The 21,019-nt window shown below is 68.8% G+C and carries 17 protein-coding genes and 3 pseudogenes; 15 read left to right on the forward strand and 5 right to left on the reverse strand.

What is annotated here, in order from left to right; translation table 11 throughout:
* Positions 1 to 5: 5 nt before the first annotated feature.
* Positions 6 to 953 carry a hypothetical protein gene (locus QF032_RS00685; protein ID WP_307054358.1) on the reverse strand — a complete coding sequence of 316 codons (948 nt, stop codon included), beginning with the start codon at positions 951 to 953 and terminating at the stop codon, positions 6 to 8.
* 81 nt (positions 954 to 1,034) lie between these two features.
* On the opposite strand from QF032_RS00685, the gene QF032_RS00690 reads away from it, so the two are divergent.
* Entirely contained in the window at positions 1,035 to 1,361 is a 327-nt protein-coding gene (locus QF032_RS00690; RefSeq protein ID WP_307054360.1) for a hypothetical protein, read from the forward strand.
* A gap of 105 nt (positions 1,362 to 1,466) precedes the next feature.
* On the opposite strand, the gene QF032_RS00695 is transcribed toward QF032_RS00690, so the two are convergent.
* Positions 1,467 to 1,913, reverse strand: a complete 447-nt coding sequence (locus QF032_RS00695; RefSeq protein ID WP_307054362.1) for a hypothetical protein — start codon at positions 1,911 to 1,913, stop codon at positions 1,467 to 1,469.
* A gap of 1,173 nt (positions 1,914 to 3,086) precedes the next feature.
* A complete protein-coding gene (locus QF032_RS00700) occupies positions 3,087 to 4,382 on the reverse strand; it encodes a phosphatase PAP2 family protein (RefSeq protein ID WP_307060126.1) in 1,296 nt (431 codons plus the stop codon).
* Positions 4,383 to 4,841: 459 nt separating this feature from the next.
* Between QF032_RS00700 and QF032_RS00705 the strand changes: the two genes are divergently transcribed.
* Both QF032_RS00705 and QF032_RS00710 read left to right on the forward strand, forming a co-directional pair.
* The gene (locus tag QF032_RS00705) at positions 4,842 to 5,708 is read left to right on the forward strand and encodes an aldo/keto reductase (protein WP_307054363.1); all 867 of its coding nucleotides are present in this window, start codon (positions 4,842 to 4,844) and stop codon (positions 5,706 to 5,708) included.
* 17 nt (positions 5,709 to 5,725) lie between these two features.
* Positions 5,726 to 6,415: pseudogene (locus QF032_RS00710) on the forward strand (IS701 family transposase); the annotation flags it as partial.
* A gap of 55 nt (positions 6,416 to 6,470) precedes the next feature.
* On the opposite strand, the pseudogene QF032_RS00715 reads toward QF032_RS00710, so the two are convergent.
* Positions 6,471 to 6,609 (reverse strand): annotated as a pseudogene (locus QF032_RS00715) (type I restriction endonuclease subunit M); the annotation flags it as partial.
* Between the two features lie 344 nt (positions 6,610 to 6,953).
* Here QF032_RS00715 and QF032_RS00720 point away from each other — a divergent pair.
* From QF032_RS00720 to QF032_RS00775, 12 genes and pseudogenes are all read left to right on the forward strand, one after another.
* Entirely contained in the window at positions 6,954 to 9,794 is a 2,841-nt protein-coding gene (locus tag QF032_RS00720) for a PEP/pyruvate-binding domain-containing protein (protein WP_307054366.1), read from the forward strand.
* Entirely contained in the window at positions 9,791 to 10,699 is a 909-nt protein-coding gene (locus QF032_RS00725) for a hypothetical protein (RefSeq protein WP_307039034.1), read from the forward strand. Before QF032_RS00720 ends, QF032_RS00725 begins: the two co-directional genes overlap by 4 nt.
* On the forward strand, positions 10,696 to 11,349 hold the full coding sequence (locus tag QF032_RS00730; protein WP_307039036.1) for a hypothetical protein: 654 nt from the start codon (positions 10,696 to 10,698) through the stop codon (positions 11,347 to 11,349). The genes QF032_RS00725 and QF032_RS00730 overlap by 4 nt, the downstream gene beginning before the upstream one ends.
* Entirely contained in the window at positions 11,349 to 12,056 is a 708-nt protein-coding gene (locus tag QF032_RS00735; RefSeq protein WP_307039038.1) for a DUF6182 family protein, read from the forward strand. The genes QF032_RS00730 and QF032_RS00735 overlap by 1 nt, the downstream gene beginning before the upstream one ends.
* Positions 12,057 to 12,088: 32 nt before the next feature.
* Complete coding sequence (locus QF032_RS00740; RefSeq protein ID WP_307054368.1) at positions 12,089 to 12,979, forward strand: HIT family protein; 891 nt, start codon at positions 12,089 to 12,091, stop codon at positions 12,977 to 12,979.
* A complete protein-coding gene (locus QF032_RS00745; RefSeq protein ID WP_307054371.1) occupies positions 12,976 to 14,220 on the forward strand; it encodes a hypothetical protein in 1,245 nt (414 codons plus the stop codon). The genes QF032_RS00740 and QF032_RS00745 overlap by 4 nt, the downstream gene beginning before the upstream one ends.
* Positions 14,211 to 15,305 (forward strand): ScbA/BarX family gamma-butyrolactone biosynthesis protein, encoded by a 1,095-nt coding sequence (locus tag QF032_RS00750; RefSeq protein WP_307054373.1) that lies wholly within the window; start codon positions 14,211 to 14,213, stop codon positions 15,303 to 15,305. The genes QF032_RS00745 and QF032_RS00750 overlap by 10 nt, the downstream gene beginning before the upstream one ends.
* 5 nt (positions 15,306 to 15,310) lie before the next feature.
* Entirely contained in the window at positions 15,311 to 16,312 is a 1,002-nt protein-coding gene (locus QF032_RS00755; protein WP_307054375.1) for a beta-ketoacyl-ACP synthase III, read from the forward strand.
* A gap of 45 nt (positions 16,313 to 16,357) precedes the next feature.
* Entirely contained in the window at positions 16,358 to 16,600 is a 243-nt protein-coding gene (locus QF032_RS00760) for an acyl carrier protein (protein WP_307054377.1), read from the forward strand.
* Positions 16,597 to 17,833, forward strand: a pseudogene (locus QF032_RS00765) (beta-ketoacyl-[acyl-carrier-protein] synthase family protein). The gene QF032_RS00760 and the pseudogene QF032_RS00765 overlap by 4 nt, the downstream one beginning before the upstream one ends.
* Before the next feature lie 55 nt (positions 17,834 to 17,888).
* The gene (locus QF032_RS00770; protein ID WP_307039049.1) at positions 17,889 to 18,632 is read left to right on the forward strand and encodes an HAD family hydrolase; all 744 of its coding nucleotides are present in this window, start codon (positions 17,889 to 17,891) and stop codon (positions 18,630 to 18,632) included.
* Positions 18,629 to 19,654, forward strand: coding sequence for an aldo/keto reductase (locus QF032_RS00775; protein ID WP_307039051.1), 1,026 nt, complete (start codon positions 18,629 to 18,631; stop codon positions 19,652 to 19,654). The genes QF032_RS00770 and QF032_RS00775 overlap by 4 nt, the downstream gene beginning before the upstream one ends.
* 370 nt (positions 19,655 to 20,024) lie before the next feature.
* On the opposite strand, the gene QF032_RS00780 is transcribed toward QF032_RS00775, so the two are convergent.
* Positions 20,025 to 20,894, reverse strand: coding sequence for an IS5 family transposase (locus tag QF032_RS00780; protein WP_307038950.1), 870 nt, complete (start codon positions 20,892 to 20,894; stop codon positions 20,025 to 20,027).
* Positions 20,895 to 21,019: the final 125 nt, after the last annotated feature.

Consider the following 21,019-nt stretch of genomic DNA (forward strand, 5'->3'; position numbering starts at 1 on the left):
AACGCTCACTGCTCGGTGAAGTACACGGGCGGCCGCACCCGCATGCTGGAGGCGATGTTGCGCAGCACCGCACTGCTGACCGGTGGGGTGCGCGCCTCGACCACGGCGACCGCATCACCGACCCGGGTGAAGTACTGAACGAACTCGTACCTCGACCACTGCCACACGCCGGGCGCGACGGGGGTGCAGGCGGGTGCGGGCACCGGGTAGACGCTGGTGAGCGCCGCGCAGTGCGAGGGTGGTGTGAAGTTCGGCTGGCGGGGGCCCACCACGACCTGGATGACTCGGTGGAGTTCCTCCATGGATTCGGCGTGCTGGCCGGCGTCGTCCGGGGCGATCCGGTAGAAGAAGGTGGGCTGGCTGCTGTGCGCCGTTCCGCTGGTGCCGACGCCCTCCAGGTGGTAGCCGTCGGGCACGTTGGGCCCCAGCAACGGCACGCCCGCATGGGTGAGTTCGGTGCTCTGCTTGTGGTGGGCCAGCTGCGTGGAGGCGAAGGAGTCAAGCGGCATCAGCAGGGCCAGGGCGAGGGCGGCGGCGGCTCGCGGCCACAGGGGCCGACGGGGCTGAGTGCACCAGGCCGCGAGAGCGTACGCTCCCGCGCACAGGGCCGCCTGGATGAGGAGGGTGCCATTCGGCAGCCACCGCAGTGAGTCCAGGCACCACAGCAGATACCAGCCAATGCCGGTGCCCAGCAGTGCGATCAGCCAGGCCGGCCGGACCGCAAAAAGACGCAAGACCAGCCAGGTGAGGCCGAAGACCAGGACCGGCAGCAGGTAGGACCACCACAGGGCGTAGCCGAGACAGCCGAAGCCGGGCGCGCTGCGGCAGGCGCTGGAATTGACCACCAGCCGCATCGACAGCCCAGCAGCGGCCACCGCGACGACACCGGCCGCGGCGGCACATACCGCCCGCCTCGCCTGCCCAGCAGGCAGTTCGGTCACCGCAGCACCCATCGCATCCTCCCCCGGCCGTCGATTCGGGCCTGATCGTAAGTTGGCTGGGACGCCAGCGCCTGAGTAGGCGTACTCAGGCGTATGTGTCTCAGCGACGGCAGCCTGGAGGGCATGGGCTCTCCTTCGGTGTGGGTCGACGGCGTCGTGGCGCTTGTTCTCGGCGCGGCGACGGCCGCGCTCGTCTTCTGGCTGGGCTGGCGCGTGCTGTTCGCCGGTGACGACTTCGGCTCTCCAGGGCCGCGTACGGCCCGTGCCGCCCGCCGCGCCGCCTGGAACAGCGGCTGCGTGATGGCGGTGGCCGGGAGCGGGTTGCTGGGGCTGCGGCTGTGGATCGCCGCAGCTGTACATCTGCTCCTGGCCGGGTCGGCGACCGTCCTGTTCACCGGCATCGCCGTCGAACACCGCTGACACAGAACGCCGGTGGCTCGGGGGTGGATGCTCCGACACCGCCCCCCGGCCGGTCGACAGGCTGACACGCACAACCGCCTTGCTACAGGTCCGTGTGGCCAGTGCTCAGCGGTAGTCCGCGGGACGGTCTCGCATCCACACGGTGAGCCGGTCGCGGACTCCGATCAGCTGCGTGCGGTGGGCTTCCGGGTTGGCGGTCGAGCTGTCTTCGGCAAGGGCGGTGCGCAGCGAGGCGATCCAGCGCAGAGGCTCGGGGAAGTGTCCTGATCCCTTCGCCAGAGCCGCCCTCACCCTGGAGAGGCAACGCTGAAAACGCTCACTGATCGCGATGAGCGAGCGAGCCCCGGTCAGCACCGCCGACACGGCTGCGCACAGCAGCGCGAGGGCCGGATACCGCAGTCCTCGCGCATCGCGGGAATCGGCGACCAAGATCAGGAAACGCCGCAGGTCAGCGACATCGCTTGAGGTGAGGGGATCAGTCGGGGAGCCCAGTCCAGTGCGGAAGGGATGGGCGATGATGTTCGGGCAGGCACGGTCTCGCTCGGTTCTCATGCGTCTCGACAACCACATACTCACCAGCACCGTGCCTGCTCTGCTCTGCTCTGCGGGATCCCTTGCCGCACAACAGACATGACGACACGTCACTCACGAGACCGGCGAACCGGACCAATCCCAATCGTGCAATGCCCCTGGGTCTCGGCTGGGTCGTCCCTGTGTGCGGGCACTGATCCCCACGAACACCATGTAGAACCCGGCGGGCCGGATTCGCCAACAGTGTCGCTGCAATGCTGGGGGCGGGCCGCCCCTCGCCCTCCGGGTCGCCGGCGTCCCGCTGCGGGAAGCCTTCCACGAGTTTCCGGCGGCGGCAGCCAAGACGTCCGAGACCCTCTGCTCCGCGTGCTCGGGCAGGGGGCATCGAGCACCTTCGCGGCCGGAGGCGACAGCCGGGCCGCGTACGGCTGCTGTCCGCTCACCCAGGCCTGTCCCGGATCTTCTCCAGGTCCATGAACCCGGAGCCGGCCTTGCCGGAGGCGAAGAACGCGTCGACCGCCGGGCGTAGGCGACGCGGGCCACCCAGACCTGGACGTCCTCATCCAGCCCGGCGAGGGAGAACCTCCCGCGTGACTCCTCCGCCGCGGCCGCGCCGGGCCAGGTGAGAACGCGGGATCGGCCCGGCAGCGTGCGCGGCAGGGAGCTGCGCTACTTGCGGCTCGGGCCTTCACCACCCGGGCCAGCGGCATCATGAGCCTGCGGCTGGAGGCACGGCGCCCAACAGGCCGCTGCCACCGCCCGCCCCACACCAGCAGCGCACCGACGGCATCACCGACGGCGACAAGCCGACGGTGTCCCAGCTGCTGACCGTGCGACACAGCGGGAGCACGCGGGCTATGTCCTCCCGCACGCGTGCTGGGCTTCATAGCGTCGACCGCCATAGCCGAAACTGCCGACGCCTCCCGCATCGACGAGGTCCCCCCGGCTCGCACGCAAGGGGGTGCCGCCGCCGGGCGTGCCATGCAAACGGCGGCACCGTGAGGCCCTCGACATGGGCGACAGGTGAGTCGGCACGCCTCGCCACCCAGATTGACCTGCACAGCCGGTGCGCTCCAGCGGGGCAGGCCAAACGGCTGACCCACCCATGACTGACGAGGTACAGCCGGCCACCCCCGTTGCCTCGCCGGCGCCCGACTGAGACGCCCTGTCCCGCTCCTCCGGTCTCACATCGGATCAGACCGGTTCGTGCTGCGGTTCCTGCTGCGGTTCGCGTCGCGGTTCCGGCAAGTGGGCGGGTACGGCCGTCAGTTCCGACAGCCTGGTGATCCGTGCATAGCCGTAGACCACGGAAGCCGTTGCCAGCATGAGCAGCGGGCCGAACACCCACGGATGGGCGGCCATCTCCGTCGACAGATAGCGGTAGGACGCCAAGAACGCGGTGAAGACCGCCGCGCCGTAGACGACGAACCGCTTCGCCGACCGGTCCCAGCCGCGGTCGAGCGAGCGCAGCGCCATATCGATCGTGAGGGTGAACACCACACCGGCGATGATGTCCGCGCCGTAGTGGTAACCGAAGCCCAGCGTTGCGCCCAGCGTGGCGATCAGCCAGAACGCGCCTGCGAACCGCAGCACCCACGGGCCCTTGAGGGCATGGATGAAGATCGCGGTGGCCCATGCCGTGTGCAGACTGGGCATGCAGTTGCGCGGGGTGATCTCGTCGAAAGGCATCCGCTGCGGAGTGCCGACCGGCGGCGGCGTGTCCGGCCACAGGTCGGCCACGGCCCAGTGCCCCCCGTCGGCGCCGTAGGCGAAGACCGGTCCGACCACCGGGAAGATCATGTAGATGCCGGGCCCCAGCAGGCCGATGACCAGGAAGGTGCGCACCAGATGATGGCCCGGGAAGCGGCGCTCGACCGCCACATGGCGCAGTTGGTACAGCGCGACCGCGACCGCCGCGACCGCGAGCTGGATGTAGACCCATTCGAGAATGTGGGCGCCGACCGTGCCGGTGGCCGCGACGATCCGGCCCGCCAGCCACGACGGGTTGCCCAAGGCGTGATCGGCGGTGGCCACGTACTGGTCCAGCACCCTCGGGCGGGTCTTCGACGTGATCAGCAGCCAGGCGTAGCCGGTCTTGCGGCCGGCCACCAGTAGCAGGGCCAGTCCCACGCCCTTCAGCAGCAGGACACGGTCCCGGCCGGTTCGGCGCGTGACGGCGATGACACCGCAGGCCAATGTCACCCACAATGCGCCGTTGCCGAACATCATCTCGGCGCCGACAGCCCATCGCACGAGCCAGAAGACGACGTCGATGCCGACCGCCGCGCCGAGCGCGATGAACCGCTGGCGCCAGGTGAGCACCACCATCATCAACGCCATGCTGGCGTACAGCACGGTCCCCGATCTGGGGGCGAAGATCACCTCTCGCGCCTGGTCGGTGATCGGCCCCCGCGCGCCGTGTCGACGCGAGGCGACCTCCAGCGCGATGAGGAATCCGAGGCCCACCACGGTCACCGCGACCCACAACATGCTGCGTGGTTGACGCCACGGAACCGCCCGAAGGCTACCGCTTATTCGCGAGGATCCCCGCATTATCCTAGATATCAATTTTTCAACCGATGCGTCATATTTCAACATGATTGTCGTGAGCTCGAACATGCTAGCGGAGCGGGCGGCTTCGCTGCTCGGCCTTCCTCCTCACGGTTGTCGACCCCACCCAGGCACCGGCGAGCCCCAGCACGGAACACCGCTTCCCCGGGACGAACTCGACCCGGCTGCTCACCGGCGCATCCTGCTCGCCCTCACCGACGACCTCGGATCAAGCACTAGCTGACTGAGTGCTTCCCTTGGTCGTTGGCCACTCTGGTACTCGACATCGACTTGCTTGGTGAGGCCGGCGCCGTGCCCGAACGAGGTTGTTCGCGGCGTCGCGTTCGAGGAACCCCATGGGGCGAGCCCAGGTATCGTCGGGCCGATGAGGGGGAACCGATGACTTCGAGCACAGCGAACACTCCGGGCACGGCGAGCACGTTCTCCATCGGAGGCGAATACCGGGTCTCTCGGCTTGGGTTCGGTGCCATGCGCCTGTCGAGCGAACCCGGCCCTGATCGGGAAGCCGCGATCGCGGTCGCCCGGCGCGCCGTCGAGCTGGGCGTCACCCTGATCGACACCGCCCACATGTACGGATGGGGTGCCAACGAGGAACTCCTGGCCGAGGCCCTGTGTCCGTACCCGGACGACTTGCTGATCACCACCAAGGTCGGGATCACCCAGTCCGGGCCGGAAGGGTGGGCGTACGACGCACGGCCGGAGAGCCTGCGCGAGCAGGTCGAGCAGGGCCTGCGCCGGCTCCGGACCGAGCGCGTCGGCCTCCTGCAGCTGCACCGGATCGACCCGAAGGTTCCGGTCGCCGAACAGGTCGGCGCGCTCCGCGAACTCCAACTGCAAGGAAAGATTGGGCACATCGGGCTGTCCGAGGTCACTACCGGGCAGCTCGCAGAGGCCCGGCAGGCCGCCGAGATCGCGAGCGTACAGAACCGCTACAACCTCTTCGACCGAGACTGCGAGTCGGTTCTGGAGGCATGCGAGGCCAATGGCATCGCCTTTCTTCCCTGGCGCCCTGTCGCCGCAGCAGCCGACTCCGGCCGGGCATCCGCGCTCGGCACCGTCGCCACCGAACTCGGCGGCACTGCCCCCCAGGTTCTGCTCGCCTGGCTGCTCGCCCGTTCCCCGGTCGTCCTGCCGATCCCCGGAACCGCTTCGCTCGCCCATCTGGAGGAGAATCTCGCTGCGGCAGACCTCCGGCTCACCGACTCCCAGCGGCAGCGCCTCGACCGGTCGGCCGTGCCCGCGTAGCGGGCCGACCGCCACTGGCCGGCATGCAGCATCTGCTGTGCCGGGCCTCTTGGGATGCCGACGCCGTCCGCGACGACGTGCGCGAATACGTCGTCGAGCACCTCCACGACGAGGCCGGGGTGCTGGTCGTCCACGAGACCGGCGACGTGAAGAAGGGCACCCATACCGGCGGAGTGCAGCGGCAGTACACCGGAACGGCCGGGCGGACCGAGAATTTCCAGGTCGCCGTCCACCTCCTCTACGCCGGCGCGCGGGGGCACGCGGCGGTAGACCGGGAGCTGTACATCCCGGCTCCTGGACGTGCGACCCGGACCGCTGCCGGGCCGCGGGGCTCAGCGAGGACCCCGTTTTCGCGACCAAGCCGGAACCGGCCCGGGTGATGATCGAACGGTTCCTGGACGCCGGACACCGAGTCGGCCGGGTCACGGGTGACGAGGTCTACGGCGGCAACCCAGAACTGCGGACGGCTCTGTAGGGACGCGGTATCGGTTATGTCCTCGCGGCGGCTTGCTCGGTCGAAGCGCCCACCGGCACAGGTACGTTCCGCGTCGACGCTCTGGCTAAGAAGGTGCCGAAGAGTGCCTGGCAGAAGCGCTCAGCCGGACGCGGCGCGAAGGGGCAGCGGTTCTACGACTGGGCCCATCGACCTCGCCGAAGCGGCACATGGCCGCCACCAGTTGCCGATCCGCCGCAACCGCACCACCGGTGGGCCCGCAAGCTGGAGCAACACGGCATGGGGTCCAAGCGTTGATCGGTACAGCCCGACCTGGCGGCCTGCTCGATCTTCGCGCAGCAGGCTGCGCGGGCCTCCTCGTCGATCTGGTTCTCGAGTTCGGCGCGCAAACGCGGTCCGGCCGTCGAAGCCCTCGTGCGGGATGTCGGCTTGCCCGGCATGCCGGATCATGGCCGCCGTACCGATCTGCTACCAGAAGCTCGCGGAACCTGCTACGTGAGAAAACCTCCAAAGGTTTCACGACGCATTGCCCGGACACGCCGGGCACGCGAAAAGACTGGGCGATACACGTCATGTCTAGTGAGTGCACCAAAACATCGAATCCGTTCAGGGCCACGACTTGGAAAGCCGTGCCAGGAATGACTAGTCTGTCGATCTCACTTCAAGAGTACGTCATTCGATGTCACCCAGCATGATGCACCTACGGCCCACATTCGGCTTTACCCCAATCGAAGACGACATGACTTTACGCAGCTCGGCGACACTGCCAGTTCAACGCCATCCGCGGTGACTTGTTATCGCCACCCCTCTATCAGCTCCAGAATTTACTATCATCCCCGAGGTTCACTATGGTCCAGCAGTTACGCACCACATGGCTGCTCGAAAAAGGGCCGAAGCTGACTGATCCAGAACAGGTCGGTAACAAATTCGCGCGGCAGGTGGTGCTGGCCCGGGAGAAATTCCCGGTCCCTCCCCTGGTGTGTGTGCCGGCGACGGTCTTCGACAGCGTGGTCAGTCCCGTGCTCGCTTCGTACCCCGCCGACGCGGAGGTGGCCGGAGATCTGGCCGCGCACGCCCGTGAACTTCGGCGCCGGGTCCTCGGCCTCGAGGTTCCGGACGAGCTGCGCCACGAGTTGGCGGACCGGCTCGACAGCCTCGCGGGCTCGGACGGGTTGTTGGCCGTGCGAGCCTGCGTGGTGCCGCGTCCCGGTCAGGGGCACTCGGGTGAGGACTCCGCGCAGGACCCTTTCGCCGGTCTGAGCGACAGCTTTCTCTATGTCAGGCGCGAGGAAATCGCCGACCGGATCGTGGCGTGCTGGGCGTCGGCGTTCAACTCCGAAGCGGTGATCTATCGAGACGTCCGCGGCCTGGACCCGTTCGCGGCGCGAGTTGCCGTGGGAATCCAGCCCATGGTCATGGGCACGCGCTCGTTCGTGGCGTTCACCCGTGACCCCCGGGACGGCTCCAACCGCTGTGTGATCGCCGCTGCCCATGGCATCGGGGAGGGAGTGGTCCAGGAGAAGGCCGACGTCGATCACTTCTTCGTCGACTCCGTGTCAGGAGAGATCGAGGCGCAGGTGGTGATCAAGACTCGGGCGGTCGGCTTCGACCCGGGACGGCCGGCCGAGGGGCCCGTCGCCGTCCCCATCGAGGAGGGGCTGGAGGCCCTGCCCGTACTGACCGACACCGAACTGCAGGAGATCACCGCACTGGCGGCGGATATCGAGAAGCGATTCGGGGCCCCACAGGATGTCGAAGGCACCATCACTGCGGACGGTGCGATCCATCTGGTACAGGCGCGGCCCATCGCGGTGGCACCGGAATGTCCCACGGGATCGCCGCGGACCGAGGGCGGGGCCCCGGCGATCCTGTGGGACAACAACAACGTCACGGAGAGCTTTCCCGGTGTCAGCAGCGCGCTGACCTTCTCGGTGGCCCGTGAGCTGTACGAGGTGGGCTTCACCGACCTGTACCGGCGGATGGGCGTGCCCCCGGCCACCTTGCGGCACAACCGGCCACTGCTGCAGCGGATGATCGGATACCTCGACGGCCGGATCTACTATCAGCTCGGCTCCTGGTACCGGCTGCACGGCCAGATCCGCTGCTTCCGCCCGCTCTGGTCGACCTGGGAGCAGGCGCTCGGAGTCGCCGAACGGAGCGCTGTCCGGGACGCTGGGACACCCGCCCGGAGGCTACGCCGTCGGCTGGCTGAACTGGCCGACGTCACGGAGATCCTCCTCAGACTGGCGGCCCACCCCCGCCGGGTCCGTCGTTTTCTGCGCTGGTGGGACGACTACCACCCGCGGTTCGCCGACGTGTCGGCGATGGGCGCGTACGAGGCGGTACAGGCGTACCGCGAACTGTGGACGCAGGTGAGCCGACGCTGGGGAGTCACCCTGGTCAATGGCGTGTTCCTGTTCACCGCGACCTGGGCGGCGAACAGTCTCCTTAACCGGTGGTTACCGCAGGCGGACCGGAGTCTGCTCAACGGCATGCTGGCCGGCGGACGGGAGAACCGGTCCGCCGCTGCCCTGCACTCAGCGGTCGCCCTGGCCTCCGCGGCTGCGGAGGACCCGACGCTGCGGGCGGCCGTCATGTCGAAGACGAACCCCCAGCGGCTGTGGGCCCAGCTGACGGCGGGCAGCCACGGCGAGGACTTCGCGTCCGCGTTGCGCGAGTACGTCCGGGTGTACGGCGACCGCGGACTGCATGACCTCAAACTCGAGACGCTCACACCGCGAGACGAACCGTGGACGGTGCTGAACACTGTGCGTGCCTTCCTGCAGTCGGAACTGACCGTGCAGGGGAGCCGGGCCGTCGGACAGGAGGTGCGGGAGCGGGCTGAGCGGGAACTTCGGGCGCGCTGCCGCAACCCACTGAAGAGGACCGTACTCACCGGGGTGTTCGGGGCGATGCGGGTCCTGTTGCGCGTGCGTGAGGACACCCGGTTCTGCCGCAGCCAGCTCTTCGGGGACTGCCGTGCCCTACTGCTGCGGCTGGGCGAGGAACTGGCCGCCACTGGGCGTCTGGACCGGCCGAGGGACGTGCTGAACCTCACCTTCGATGAGGTCCTGGGAGCGTACGAGGGCACGCTTGCGGGGGCTGACCTACGAGGGCTGGCGGCGGTACGGGCCGCCGAGCTGGCCCGTTGGACGGATCGTGAGGTGTTGCCGACCCGACTGGAGACCGACCCCGACCTGCCGCTGGCTGTCGCGCTGCGGGCAGTCGTAGGGTCGGAGGACGGCGCGGGCGGCGGCATTGAGCCGCAGCCCGGAACGGCCGGCTCCGGCGCGGCGGCGCCCGGCGTACTGACCGGGCTGGCCTCCAGCTCGGGCACCGTGCGCGGCCGGGCCAAGGTCGTCCTCGACCCCTCGACCGGCGCCGATGAATGCCGTGACCGCATTCTCATCGCACGTGAGACAGACCCCGGCTGGCTGTTCCTCATGATGTCGGCCAAGGCCCTCGTAGTGGAGCGCGGGACGCTGTTGTCGCACACCGCCATCACCGGGCGGTTGCTGGGCATCCCCACAGTCGTGGCGGTGCCCGAGGCCACGGATCTCATCGCGGACGGCAGCCTTGTCGAGGTCGACGGCTCCGCCGGCACCGTGCGTATCCTGGACGAGGCGTCATGATCCTCAGATGGGGCCGCTACATCGCTGTCGCCTACCCGCTCAGGATTCAGCTGCCCATCATGGCGTCCTGGGCCGTCGGACTGACCGCCCTGTTCGCCGCCGCCTCCGACACGATCAACCACTGGCGCCCAGACGGCGAGTTGGCCGTCACGGCAGTGACCCTCGTGATCGACATGCTCCTGCTGCGAGCCCTCGACGATCTACGCGACCACGCGTACGACCTCACCCACAACCCAAGTCGGCCCTTGCCCAGCAGAGTCGTGAGCCAACGCGACCTGGGAGCATTGGTCGCCGTGGGCGCCTTGGCCCTGCTGCTGCTCAACGCCGACCGCGGCCCTGTGCTCATCGCACTCCTCCTGCAACTCTGCTACGGCATCGGCGTGATGACGGTCGACTGGCTGACCGATTGGCCGCCCGCCGACCGGCTGTGGCTGGGCCTCGCCCTCAACCTGCCGATCCAGACACTGCTGAGCCTTTACGTGTACGCCGGCTTCCTACGCGCCGAGCACCAACAGCCGGACCTGGCGGGGCTGATGATTCTCGTCGCGGCGACCCTGTGCGGGCTCTGTCTGGAACTGGGCCGGAAGACCACCCGCCACCCACGGCCGGGAGAGCGGACCTACGTCACGGTGCTCGGCCCATCGGTGACATCCGCCGCAGCGATGGCGGCCGCGACGACGGCCGCCGCCATCGTGCTGGTGATCCTGCGGCCGTGGCACGACGCCTCCCCCGTCCATGCCTGGGGATGGCTGGTCGTGCTGCCGCCGGCGCTGCCGGCCGTCGCGGCCCTGCGCTTCTCCGCCGGCACGCCACGCTGGCCGGGACCGCTCCTCAGGAGCTACCTGCCGGCCGTGTACATCAGCTTCCTCGCGATCGGCTGGCTGACGAAAGGAGCCTTGTCATGAACGAGACCACCTCGGCCCCCGATTCCCTCGGCTTCTGGACACTCCTCGGCTCCGACTTCGCCGGCAAGTCAACCGTGTTGAACACCCTGCACGACGATCACGGCTGGCGGGTCGTGTCCTACGATGACCGCTACCTCGGCGACCATCCGCTGATCAGCCAGTTGCGGCAACACTGGATCGACGACGCTTTCGTGTGGTCCGGCAAGCGCTACTCCCCCGAACTCGTCCTGTCCGTACTGCACCCCATCGTGCTGCACCTGCGGGACGAACTCACCCGCTTCGCCGGATACGAGCGGCTGATCGTCGACTCGTACTTCTACAAACTGCTCGCGAAGTGCCGGCTGCTCGGCGTGGAGCACGAACCCATCTTCAGCTACTGGCGCAGCTTCCCCCGCCCACGGGGTGTGCTCTACCTCGACGTGCCGCCCGAAGTCGCCTGGACGCGCAGCGCGCAGGGCTCGCGGCTCAACCCGTTCGAGTACCACGCCGTCCCAGACTTGCCCGGGGGCTTTCTCCGGCTCCAGTCCGAGATGCGCTCCGCGGTGCTGGAGGAGGTCGGCAGCGTCCCGGTGACCGTCGTCGATGGAGCCGCCGACCCGGAAACGGTCGTGGCGAAGGTACTGGCCGTCCTCGGGACGGAGGCCATGTGATGAACCTGGACGAACGCCCGCCCAGACCGCCCACACAGGAGCGGTTGGCCGAACTCCTCGCCCGGCGTGCTGCCTGGGTGGGGCGGCCTCCGCGCCGCCCAGTGGCCGGTGAACCCCCGGAGACCACGGTGCTGGTGGTCCTGCGCGCCGTCGACCTGCCCGGACTGGTGCGCGGCGCGCTGGACTTCACGGCAAGGCTGACCCACGACGAAGCCGATGCCTGGCGACGTTCCTGGACCACGACCCGCTTCCTGTTCGGCAATCCCGCCAATCTCACCGCACGCGCTCCGGCGCGCGTCATCTCCCCTGGCGGAAACACAGCCTGGCTCGGCCCCTTCCCCGCAACTCGTCTGCCCGGGCCGAGCAGGCTGCTCAAACCGGTGGCCGGTGTGCTGCTGGATCTGCCGGACACCGTTGAGGTACCCGGCACCGGCGGCCCGGCCGACGCCACGTACCGGGAACTGCACATAGCCGTCCGAGACCTGTCGTTCGCGCAGTATCTCGTCCATCTCCATCACGCGCTGGCCGAGTCGGTGCTCATGGGACGGCTGGCGCCCGGCGGACCGCTGCGTCTGGTCCACCGTCCGGACCTCGACGCCAGGGCCTTGGACCAGGACCCCGACTACGCCCGTGTCCACCAAGAGCGCAGCGACCCGGACAGGCTCCGTCTCTACGTCTCGCTCTCATCCGACCCGCCCAAGGCATGAACCATCAGAAAAGCGAGAACCCCGGAGAACACATGGACCTTCCCTACTTCACCGAAAGCGATCTGGCTCGACTCGCGCTCTCCTCACAGTTGCAGAAACTCTCGGACTCCCTACGATTGACGGTCGCCGAGGAGGACGGCTCTGCGGCCCCGGACGAGAGCGCGGGACTGGTGGCGAAGCTCTGGTCCCTGCTGGCGACCGAGGTGCCCCTGCTGCAGGAGGCGATCGCAAGCTACGCGCATACCCGCAACACGACGGGGCACGACCTTGCCGACCTGCCCGATGTACACGGCTTGAACTGGCAGGAGGCACTCGCCCGGCAGGCCGCAGTCGGCGTAGGCCACCCGCCGGACCCGGCGGCGCAGGCCGCGGCGCTCGACGCCTGGTATGTGCAGCACGCACAGGTCGAACCACTGGGGAAGGTCCGCGACCCGTTCAGCCGCCTCCTCGACGGGCGCGCCCCTCGCGCGGAGGACTGTCTCATCTGCGGAAAGTACGCGGGGCTGCCAGTGCCGGCCTGGGCGGGCTTTCCCGTGCCGCCCGGCGGTCACCTCGTCGACGACGGGACGTGGCGGGTCGGGCACGGTCCCACACCGTACTGGCCGGCGGGCACCCTGCTGATCGAGTCCCGGCGCCACTTCGTCGACTTCGCCGACCTCGACACTGAGGAGGCAGCCTCCATCGGGCCGCTGATCCGGCGGTTCACCGGACCGATCAAGGCAGCTACCGGCGCGTCCCGGGTCCATGTGTTCTCCTGTATGGAGGGAACGCGGCACTTCCACGTCTGGCTGGTACCCCGCACGGACGACAAGCCCGCAGGGCGCACCTTCATAGCCGACCCGGGGTACTGCACCCCGGCCGAGGCCGAGGACGTCATCGACCGGCTCCGGAAGGCGCTGGGCCGCATGGCGGCTGACCGGTGAGCGGCAGTGCCACATCGGTCCGCGCGGTGGCGGAGGCCTCCGCCGCGGCGGACGGCACCAGAGCCCGTGTCCTGCTCGCGCCGGTGACGGTCAGTCCCACCAAACCGCTGACACCGACCCATCTGAAGTACCTGCTCTCCCTCGACGTCCTGCACCGGGCCACGAGCACGTTCGCCGACGTGACGTTCGTCTACCACCACGCCACGTACTCCGGCAGCCGACAGGTCGCCGGGTTCTGGGAGTACGTCGAGCGCTGTCACCCCGGGCTGGCCTGCGACGCCCTCACCGAGGAGGACATCGGCGAGTTGTACACCGCGTACCATCGGGCGGCCGAAGGGCTTCCGTACGCCGCCGTCGAACCGGTGGTTCGGCGTGCCGAGGCGGGCTGGACCCATCCGATCAGCAGGCGCCTGCTCGACGTGTGGGAGGGCCACTACCGCTTGCTGGGCATGTTCGACCCGAAGCTGGGCCGGACCGGTCCCGCACCCGCCTCCGAGGCGGAGATCCTGGACCTGCTCGTCAGCCGGGACCTGTGCATCGACGCGCGCGGCCTCAACGCTTTCGCCTATCTGGATGCGACCGCGGCCGGACTTCCCCTGCGAGCCGTCACCAATCCGGAGGGGCAGCGGAACTACCTCCTGTACCTGCTCCGTGAACTGGTGCCGCTGCTGGGCCGCCATGACCTGGTGGTCCTGGCCCACGACAACGAACTGCGCACCGACTACCGAACGATCGCCCATGTACTGAGCACTCTGGGCGCCGACGCCACACGCTTCGAGGTGCCCCGCGTCCCCCTCGACGGGGTCACCCAGTCGACCCGGCTGGGGGGCTGGCAGGGCCACACCCTCGGGGCCTTCGCCGGTCCACTGCTGGAGGAATTCGGCCCCGAGGCCTTCCGTCTCGGCCTGCGCCTGTACCTGGTGGCCGGGCTGGGACGTACTGCCCATGAGTCCTTCTCCACCTATCAACTCCGCCGCTGGACGCGCCGCGCCCGGCGGCTGCTCGAAGAGCACTGCGGCTATGGCGGGGAGGGCATGGACCCGGGCGCATCCCGCATGACCGCACAGTTCCTGGCCGCGAGGGCGGGGCGGCGGGGCTACGCGGACCCCTACCAGGTGGCCACTCTGTTGATGAGCAACGATCCGGCGGTACCGGTGGCCGGACTGCTCCGTGTCGTCATGGGTGCGACCGAGGACCACACAGTGCTCAGCACCGCAGGGAGGCAGTGGGAATGGCGCTAGCGGATACGTCGGAGGCGGGAATGCCGAGCGCCGCCACCGGCCCCGAATTCCAGGAAGCCGCAGCCGCACTGGGATTCTCACGGACCGTCGAGCGGGAACTGATCCACCGCCGGAATCTCACCGAGGTGTTCCTCACCGACATCCGGCCGGTCGAACGGCGGAGCTTTGTGGCAGCGGCCCTGCTGCCCCTGGTGCACGCCCACTACACCAGCCACACCGGACCGACGGGCCGTAGGGTTCCGGACGCGGTGCTGCTCCTGGAGTGCTGCCGGCAGGCCGAGACCTTTGCCGCGCACGCCTTCTTCGACGTCGCCATGGACGCGGCCTTCATCCTGCGGAACTGGTCCGTCGTCCTGTCACCGGACGCGGCCGTCCCGTGGGGCCCCGGTCCCGGGGAACTGCTCATGAGCGCGGTGGTCCGCGACCCCGGCGGGCAGACCGGTGGCAGCGTCCGCAGCCTCGAATTCGAGTTCGGACTTCGGCTTTCCGGCGTCCACATCGGCCAGGCGCGCATGGAGGTCGGCTACGTCGCTCCGAGGACGTACGCCGCCATCAGGAGCCGTCGTCGCGGGGGTCCGCCACCGACCTCGGACAAGCAGCCGCCAGTCGTCACGGGTCGGCCGGTCGATCCCGCACGGGCAGGCCGGATCAACGCCACCGACACGTTGTTGCTCGACGCCGTGACAGACCCGGACTCGGTGACGGCGGCTCTCCGGGTCCCGGTCGAGAACCCAAGCCTTTTCGACCATCCCCAGGACCACGTCCCGGGAATGGTGCTGTTGGAAGCGGCACGGCAGATCGCGGCCCTGGCGACGGACGCCTGGGGCGGCGGCGCACCGCGCACGACCGCGCTGGTCGCGGTGGAGTCGTCGTTCTCCTCCTACGCGGAACTCGACCGGCCCGTCGCGATGGCTGCCACCCCGACGGATGGGGCCGGGCCCTCCGGGGCGCACACGGACACGGCGGGCCACCGACGCGTCGCGGTGGCGTTCCATCAGGACGGCTCCGTGATCGCGCGTATGAGCGTTGTCATGGCGGCGGTCAGCCATGTCGCCCCGTCACCCGTCACGGGGCCGAGGGGGTGAGATCCATGAGCCGAGCGGCAGTGCTCACCGGGCTGGGGGCGTGGGCGCCCCCCACGGTGGTCACCAATGAGGAACTCGCGTCGTGCCTGGACACCGATGACGAATGGATACGCACCCGCACGGGCATTCGGCAACGGCGCGTGATCGCTCCCGGTGAGGCCACCAGCGATCTCGCCGTTGAGGCTGGGCGACGGGCACTGAAATCGGCCGGGACGATGACCGCCGACGCACTCGTCCTCGCGACGAGCACTCCGGACCGGCTCTGCCCGGCGACGGCCCCCCAGGTGGCCAGCCGGCTGAACCTGGGCACCGTCCCGGCGTTCGACGTGGCGGCGGTGTGCTCCGGTTTCGTCTACGCCCTGGCGGTCGGGGCGGGTCTGATCGCCACGGCCACCGCCGACAGCGTCCTCGTCATCGGCGCGGACACCTTCTCCACGGTCCTCTCCCCATCGGACCGCGCCACGAGGGCCGTCTTCGGCGACGGCGCCGGAGCAGTGGTGCTGCGCGCCGGATCCCCGGAGCAGGACGGTGCCCTCCTGGACCTCGGTCTGGGCAGCGACGGCAGCCGCAGCGATCTCATCGAGATCCCCGGCGGCGGATCCCGCCAGCGGTCCACGGGCCTGCCGACCGACCTGGAGGGCACGTACCTCACGATGCGGGGGCAGGCCGTCTTCGCCCAGGCGGTACACCGCATGTCGGAATCGGTTCGAGAGACCGGCGCCCGGACCGGGTGGCCGCTGGAAACCGTCGACAGGTTCGTACTTCACCAGGCCAACGCCCGAATCCTCACCGCCACCGCCAAGCGGCTGGGCCAACCGGTCGAACGGTTCGTCACCAACATCGACCAGCTGGGCAACACCGTGGCCGCCTCCATCCCACTGGCACTGGCCGACGGCGTCGCCTCGGGTGAACTCCTCCCGGGCCACCGCGTGGTGCTCTGCGGTTTCGGCGGAGGACTCACCTGGGGGTCGGTGGCCCTCGTCTGGCCCCAGCTGAACACCCCGTAGACACACATTCCACGACCAGGATTCCAAACAGTGAGGAGAGCGATGATGCATGCGTTCGAAGAGCGCATCGCCAAGGTGCTGTCGACAGATTTCGAGATCACTCCCGATGCGGTCGACTCCGATGTGACACTCGCGCTACTCAAGTTCGATTCCCTCACACTCGTCGAGCTGGCACTCGTGTTGGAGAAGGAGTTCGGCATCACTGTGGAGGAGGGCGAACTGACCGACACCATGACCATCGGCGACACGGCCGCTCTGGTAGCGGCCAAGGGAACCGCGGTCCGATGACGAGCAGACCGAAATCCTTCGGGGCGGCGATCACCGGCCTGGGGCTGGTGACGCCGGCGGGCATCGGGGTCAAGGAGAACTGGGACCGCGTCCAGTCCGGAGTCTCCTGCGCCACGGCCGACGAGAACCTGCGGGACTCCCCGGTCTCCTTCAGCTGCCGGATACCGGGGTTCGCCCCACGGGAACTGCTCACAGGCTCCTCGTCCTGGCAGTTGGAGCGGTTCGTGCAACTGGCCCTGGTCGCCTCCCGGCAGGCCCTGGAGGACGCCGGCTGGGACCCGGTCGCCTGGGACGGCGCACGTGTCGGGGTCGTCCTCGGCAACTCGCTCGGCGGGGTCGGGACCTTCGAACGCCAGCACTCCACCCTGTTGGAAGGCGGTCCGCGGAAGGTCTCCCCTCTCCTGATCCCACGGCTAATGGTGAACATGGTCGCCGGTTACGTCGCCATCGACATCGGGGCGACGGGGCCCAGCCTGGTCACGGCCACAGCGTGCGCCTCCGGCACGACCGCGGTGGGCACCGCCCGTGAACTCCTGCGCTCCCGGGCATGCGACGTGGTCCTGGCGGGGGGCACCGAGTCGGCGCTGACACCGCTGGTCATCGCCGGGCTCGGCAAGATGGGCGCGCTGTCCCGGCGCGGGGACGATCCCAGCACGGCATCACGTCCCTTCGACGCCTGCCGTGACGGATTCGTGGCCGCGGAGGGAGCCGGCGTGCTCGTCCTGGAACGCCCGGAGGACGCACGGGCCCGCGGCGCCCACGTCCGAGCCGTGGTGCGGGGGTTCGGCAGCGCCACGGACGCCTACCACGCGACGTCTCCCAGCCCCGAAGGCCACGGTATCGAGCAGGCCTTGCGGGCGGCTCTGGCCGACGCCGGGATGACGGCCGCCGACGTCGACCACGTCAACGCACACGGCACCGGGACCCCGCTCAACGACGTCACCGAGGGCCGCATGCTCCACCGGGTCCTGGGCGACCGCCCCTTGGTGACCTCCACCAACGGGTGTGACCGGCCACGCGCTTGCCGCGGCGGGTGCCATCGAGGCGGCGTACACCGCGCTCGCCATCGAGCACCGCAGCGTTCCGCCCACGGCCAACCTGACGCGGCTCGACCCAGAGGTCGAGATCGACGTGGTGAGCGGCGTCGCACGCGATGCCGTCATCGATGTCGCCGTCAGCACGTCGCTGGGCTTCGGCGGCCACAACGCGGCGCTCGTACTGGCCGCTTCCTGAACCGCGGACCCGAGAACAGTTCCCCATCCACCACATCCCCCAACGGGAGACACCCATGAGCACCTTCGAAAAGATCCGCCTGGTGGCCCTGGACAGCGACGGCGTGCTGCTCAACGACACCTACAGCCCTGTCATCGAGCGCTTCGTGCGACGGCATGGAGGCGAGTACACGGCTGCCGTCGAGCGTGGTGTGTGGGGCTCGCCGCAGCTTGCGGCGGGCCAGAACATGGCCCTGGCCTGCCGGCTCCCGTGGTCGGCGAGGGAAACCATCGACGCGTTCTTCGAGGAGCGCGACGAATACCTCACGGCGCACCCGGTCGAGGTGATCGATGGCACCGCGGAGTTCCTCGCCGTCCTCAAGGAGACCGGCGTCCGGGTGGTCTGCTACGGCGGCCGCAACCGTGAGTACACCTTCGACAAGTACCTCGGCCACTTGGCCGGGTTCTTCGACTCCGAGATCCCCTACGTCGACGTGAACGACTTCCGGCCCGGCACCAAGGAAATCGCACGTATTTTCGGCTACGAGTTCGACGAGGTCCTCTTCGTCGACGACATCAACCGGGTGGCGGAGGTCACCAAGTGCCTGGGCTCCGGCTTCATCGGCGTACCCGCCTCCATGCCGCACAACTTTCAGCGCGCCGAGATGGAGACCACCGGCGTCCGCTACATGGTCGACGACATCCGACAGATCGACGCTGAGCTGCTCGCCAGGGTCGACGAGGACCTTGCCTCCGGGGCTCTCTGGCCCGGCCGGGACGCGCGACGTGCCGCCGAACTCACGAGGACGGCGGACGCGTGACCGCTCCTGCGACGCTGTCCACCACTCCGCTGGGAAGGTCCGGGCGGCCCGTCGGCGTGCAGGGGCTCGGCTGCATGGGGATGAGTGAGTTCTACGGCCCGAGCGACTCCGCGGAGTCGTGGGAAACCCTGGGCCGGGCGGTGGAACTCGGGGTCACCGTCTTCGACACCGCCGACAACTACGGCCACGGTCACAACGAGGAACTGGTCGGCCGGTTCCTGCGCGGACACCGCGACCAAGTGGTGATCTCCACCAAGTTCGGCCTCGTACGCAGGGCCGACGACCCCAGATACCGGGGGATCGACAACTCGCCCGGATATCTGCGTGCCGCTGTCGAAGGGAGTCTGCGACGTCTCGGGGTCGACACCATCGACCTCTACTTCGTCCACCGGCTCGACCCCGGCATACCGGTCGAAGAGACCGTCGGTGCCATGGCCGGGCTGGTGAGGGAAGGCAAGGTCCGCTGGCTGGGCCTGTGCGAGGTCACCGGCGAACATCTGCGGGCCGCCCACGAGATCCATCCGATCGCCGCAGTCCAGTCGGAGTGGTCGCTGTTCTCCCGCGACGTCGAAACGGCGACGGTTCCGACCGCGGCGGAGCTCGGTGTGGCGTTCATGCCGTACTCGCCTCTGGGCCGGGGTTTCCTCGCCCGCGCCTTCACCAGCGTCGACGAGTTGTCCGGCGACGACTGGCGCCGCACAATGCCGCGCTTCACCGGGAAGAACGGCCGACACAACACCGCGTTGCTGGCCCCGGTCAAGCGGATCGCGATGGAGCGGGGCGCGACACCGGGCCAGATCGCGCTGGCCTGGCTCCACCAGCGGGCATCCGTCCACCGCCTGACGGTCATACCCATCCCCGGCACCCGTCGACGGACCCGGCTGGAGGAGAACACCGCCGCTGCGGCCCTGGAGCTCACCGCGGAGGAACTCGCCGAGTTGGAACCGATCGCCGGCCAGGTGGCCGGCTCCCGCCACATCGGCCTGAAGTTTGACGCTGTCGCAGAAGGAGGGACACGCTGAGAGGTCGTGCTATCCCGGTGTCATATCCCGGAATCCGCCGTTTGCTCTGCGGGTCGGGTCGCGCCAGGAGATGGTGTTCTCGCCGGTGAGGCGGCGGGCCATGCGGTCGGTTCATGGCGATGTGGATCACGGCGACACGCGCCACGGCGCTCGACCCTGTACTTCGACGCCATCGGGACCGAGCCCCTGGCATACAGCGGCGTGAAGAACGAGCGGTCCTCGCGGGGGAACAGTCAGAAGCTCCAGCTGTAGAGGCCGCCACCCGTATTCGTCGCAGACGCTGCAAGGCGGGCAACGCCCTGCAAGACCGCAAGGAGATCATCGTCGGTCATATCGTCGCCGTCCTCAGAGGTCGTTTTCTCCCGTTGTTTCATCCCGGAATCTGCTGTTTGGTCTGCGGTTCCGGGTCGCGCCAGGAGATGGTGTTCTCGCTGGTGAGGCGGCGGGCCATGAGGTCGGTCATGGCGATGTGGATCATGGCTTCGGATCGGTGCGGGTGGGTTTCGTAGTCGCGGGCCAGTCGGCGGTGGAGCATGAGCCAGCCGTAGGTCCGCTCGACCACCCACCGCTTCGAGATCGGGACGAACCCCTTGGTGCCGGGCTTGCGTTGAGTGATTTCCATGTCGATGCCGAGGGTGGCTGCGTGCTCGACGAGGTGCTGGCGGTAGCCGCCGTCGACCCACGCTTTGCGGATGCTGGGATGTGCGGCGGCGACCTGGTCCAGGAGCTGGGTGCCGGCGATGGAGTCCTGCACGCTTGCCGCGGTGACCAGCACGGCGAGCACAAGGCCGATGGTGTCGGTGACGATGCTCCGTTTCCGTCCGACGATCTTCTTGCCGGCATCGATGCCCTGGCTGGTGGCGAGCACGCTGGTGGAGGTTTTCACGCTCTGCGCGTCGATCACGCAGGCCGACGGTTCGGCCTCCCGGCCTTCCTTCTGTCGTAAGAGTTGCCTGAGCAGGCCGTTGAGCTGGGCGAATACGCCTTCCTGCTGCCACCTGGCGAAGTAGCCGTAGACCGTGTTCCAGTGCGGGAAGTCGTGCGGGAGGTAGCGCCACTGGACGCCGGTGCGGTCCACATACAAGATCGCGTCCATGATGTCGCGCAGGTCGTGTTCCGGCGGCCGGCCGAAGTCCAGGGCCCTGCCGCGGCGCTCGAAGCGCCAGGCCGCCAGGACCGGCTCGACCAACTCCCAGCGGGCATCGGACAGATCACTTGGATAAGGACGTCGGCTTGGCATGCCTCCGGCGTACCGCCGCTCAACGAGTGCGCCCAGGCGCACAGCAATGACGACGGAAGCACGCAGCCTGGGAAGCCGGGCATCCTGGGATGAGACAGGAACAAGCAGCACTCCGCCCCAACAGC

Origin of the sequence: Streptomyces achromogenes (assembly GCF_030816715.1) — a bacterium.
GTDB classification, from domain to species: domain Bacteria; phylum Actinomycetota; class Actinomycetes; order Streptomycetales; family Streptomycetaceae; genus Streptomyces; species Streptomyces achromogenes_A.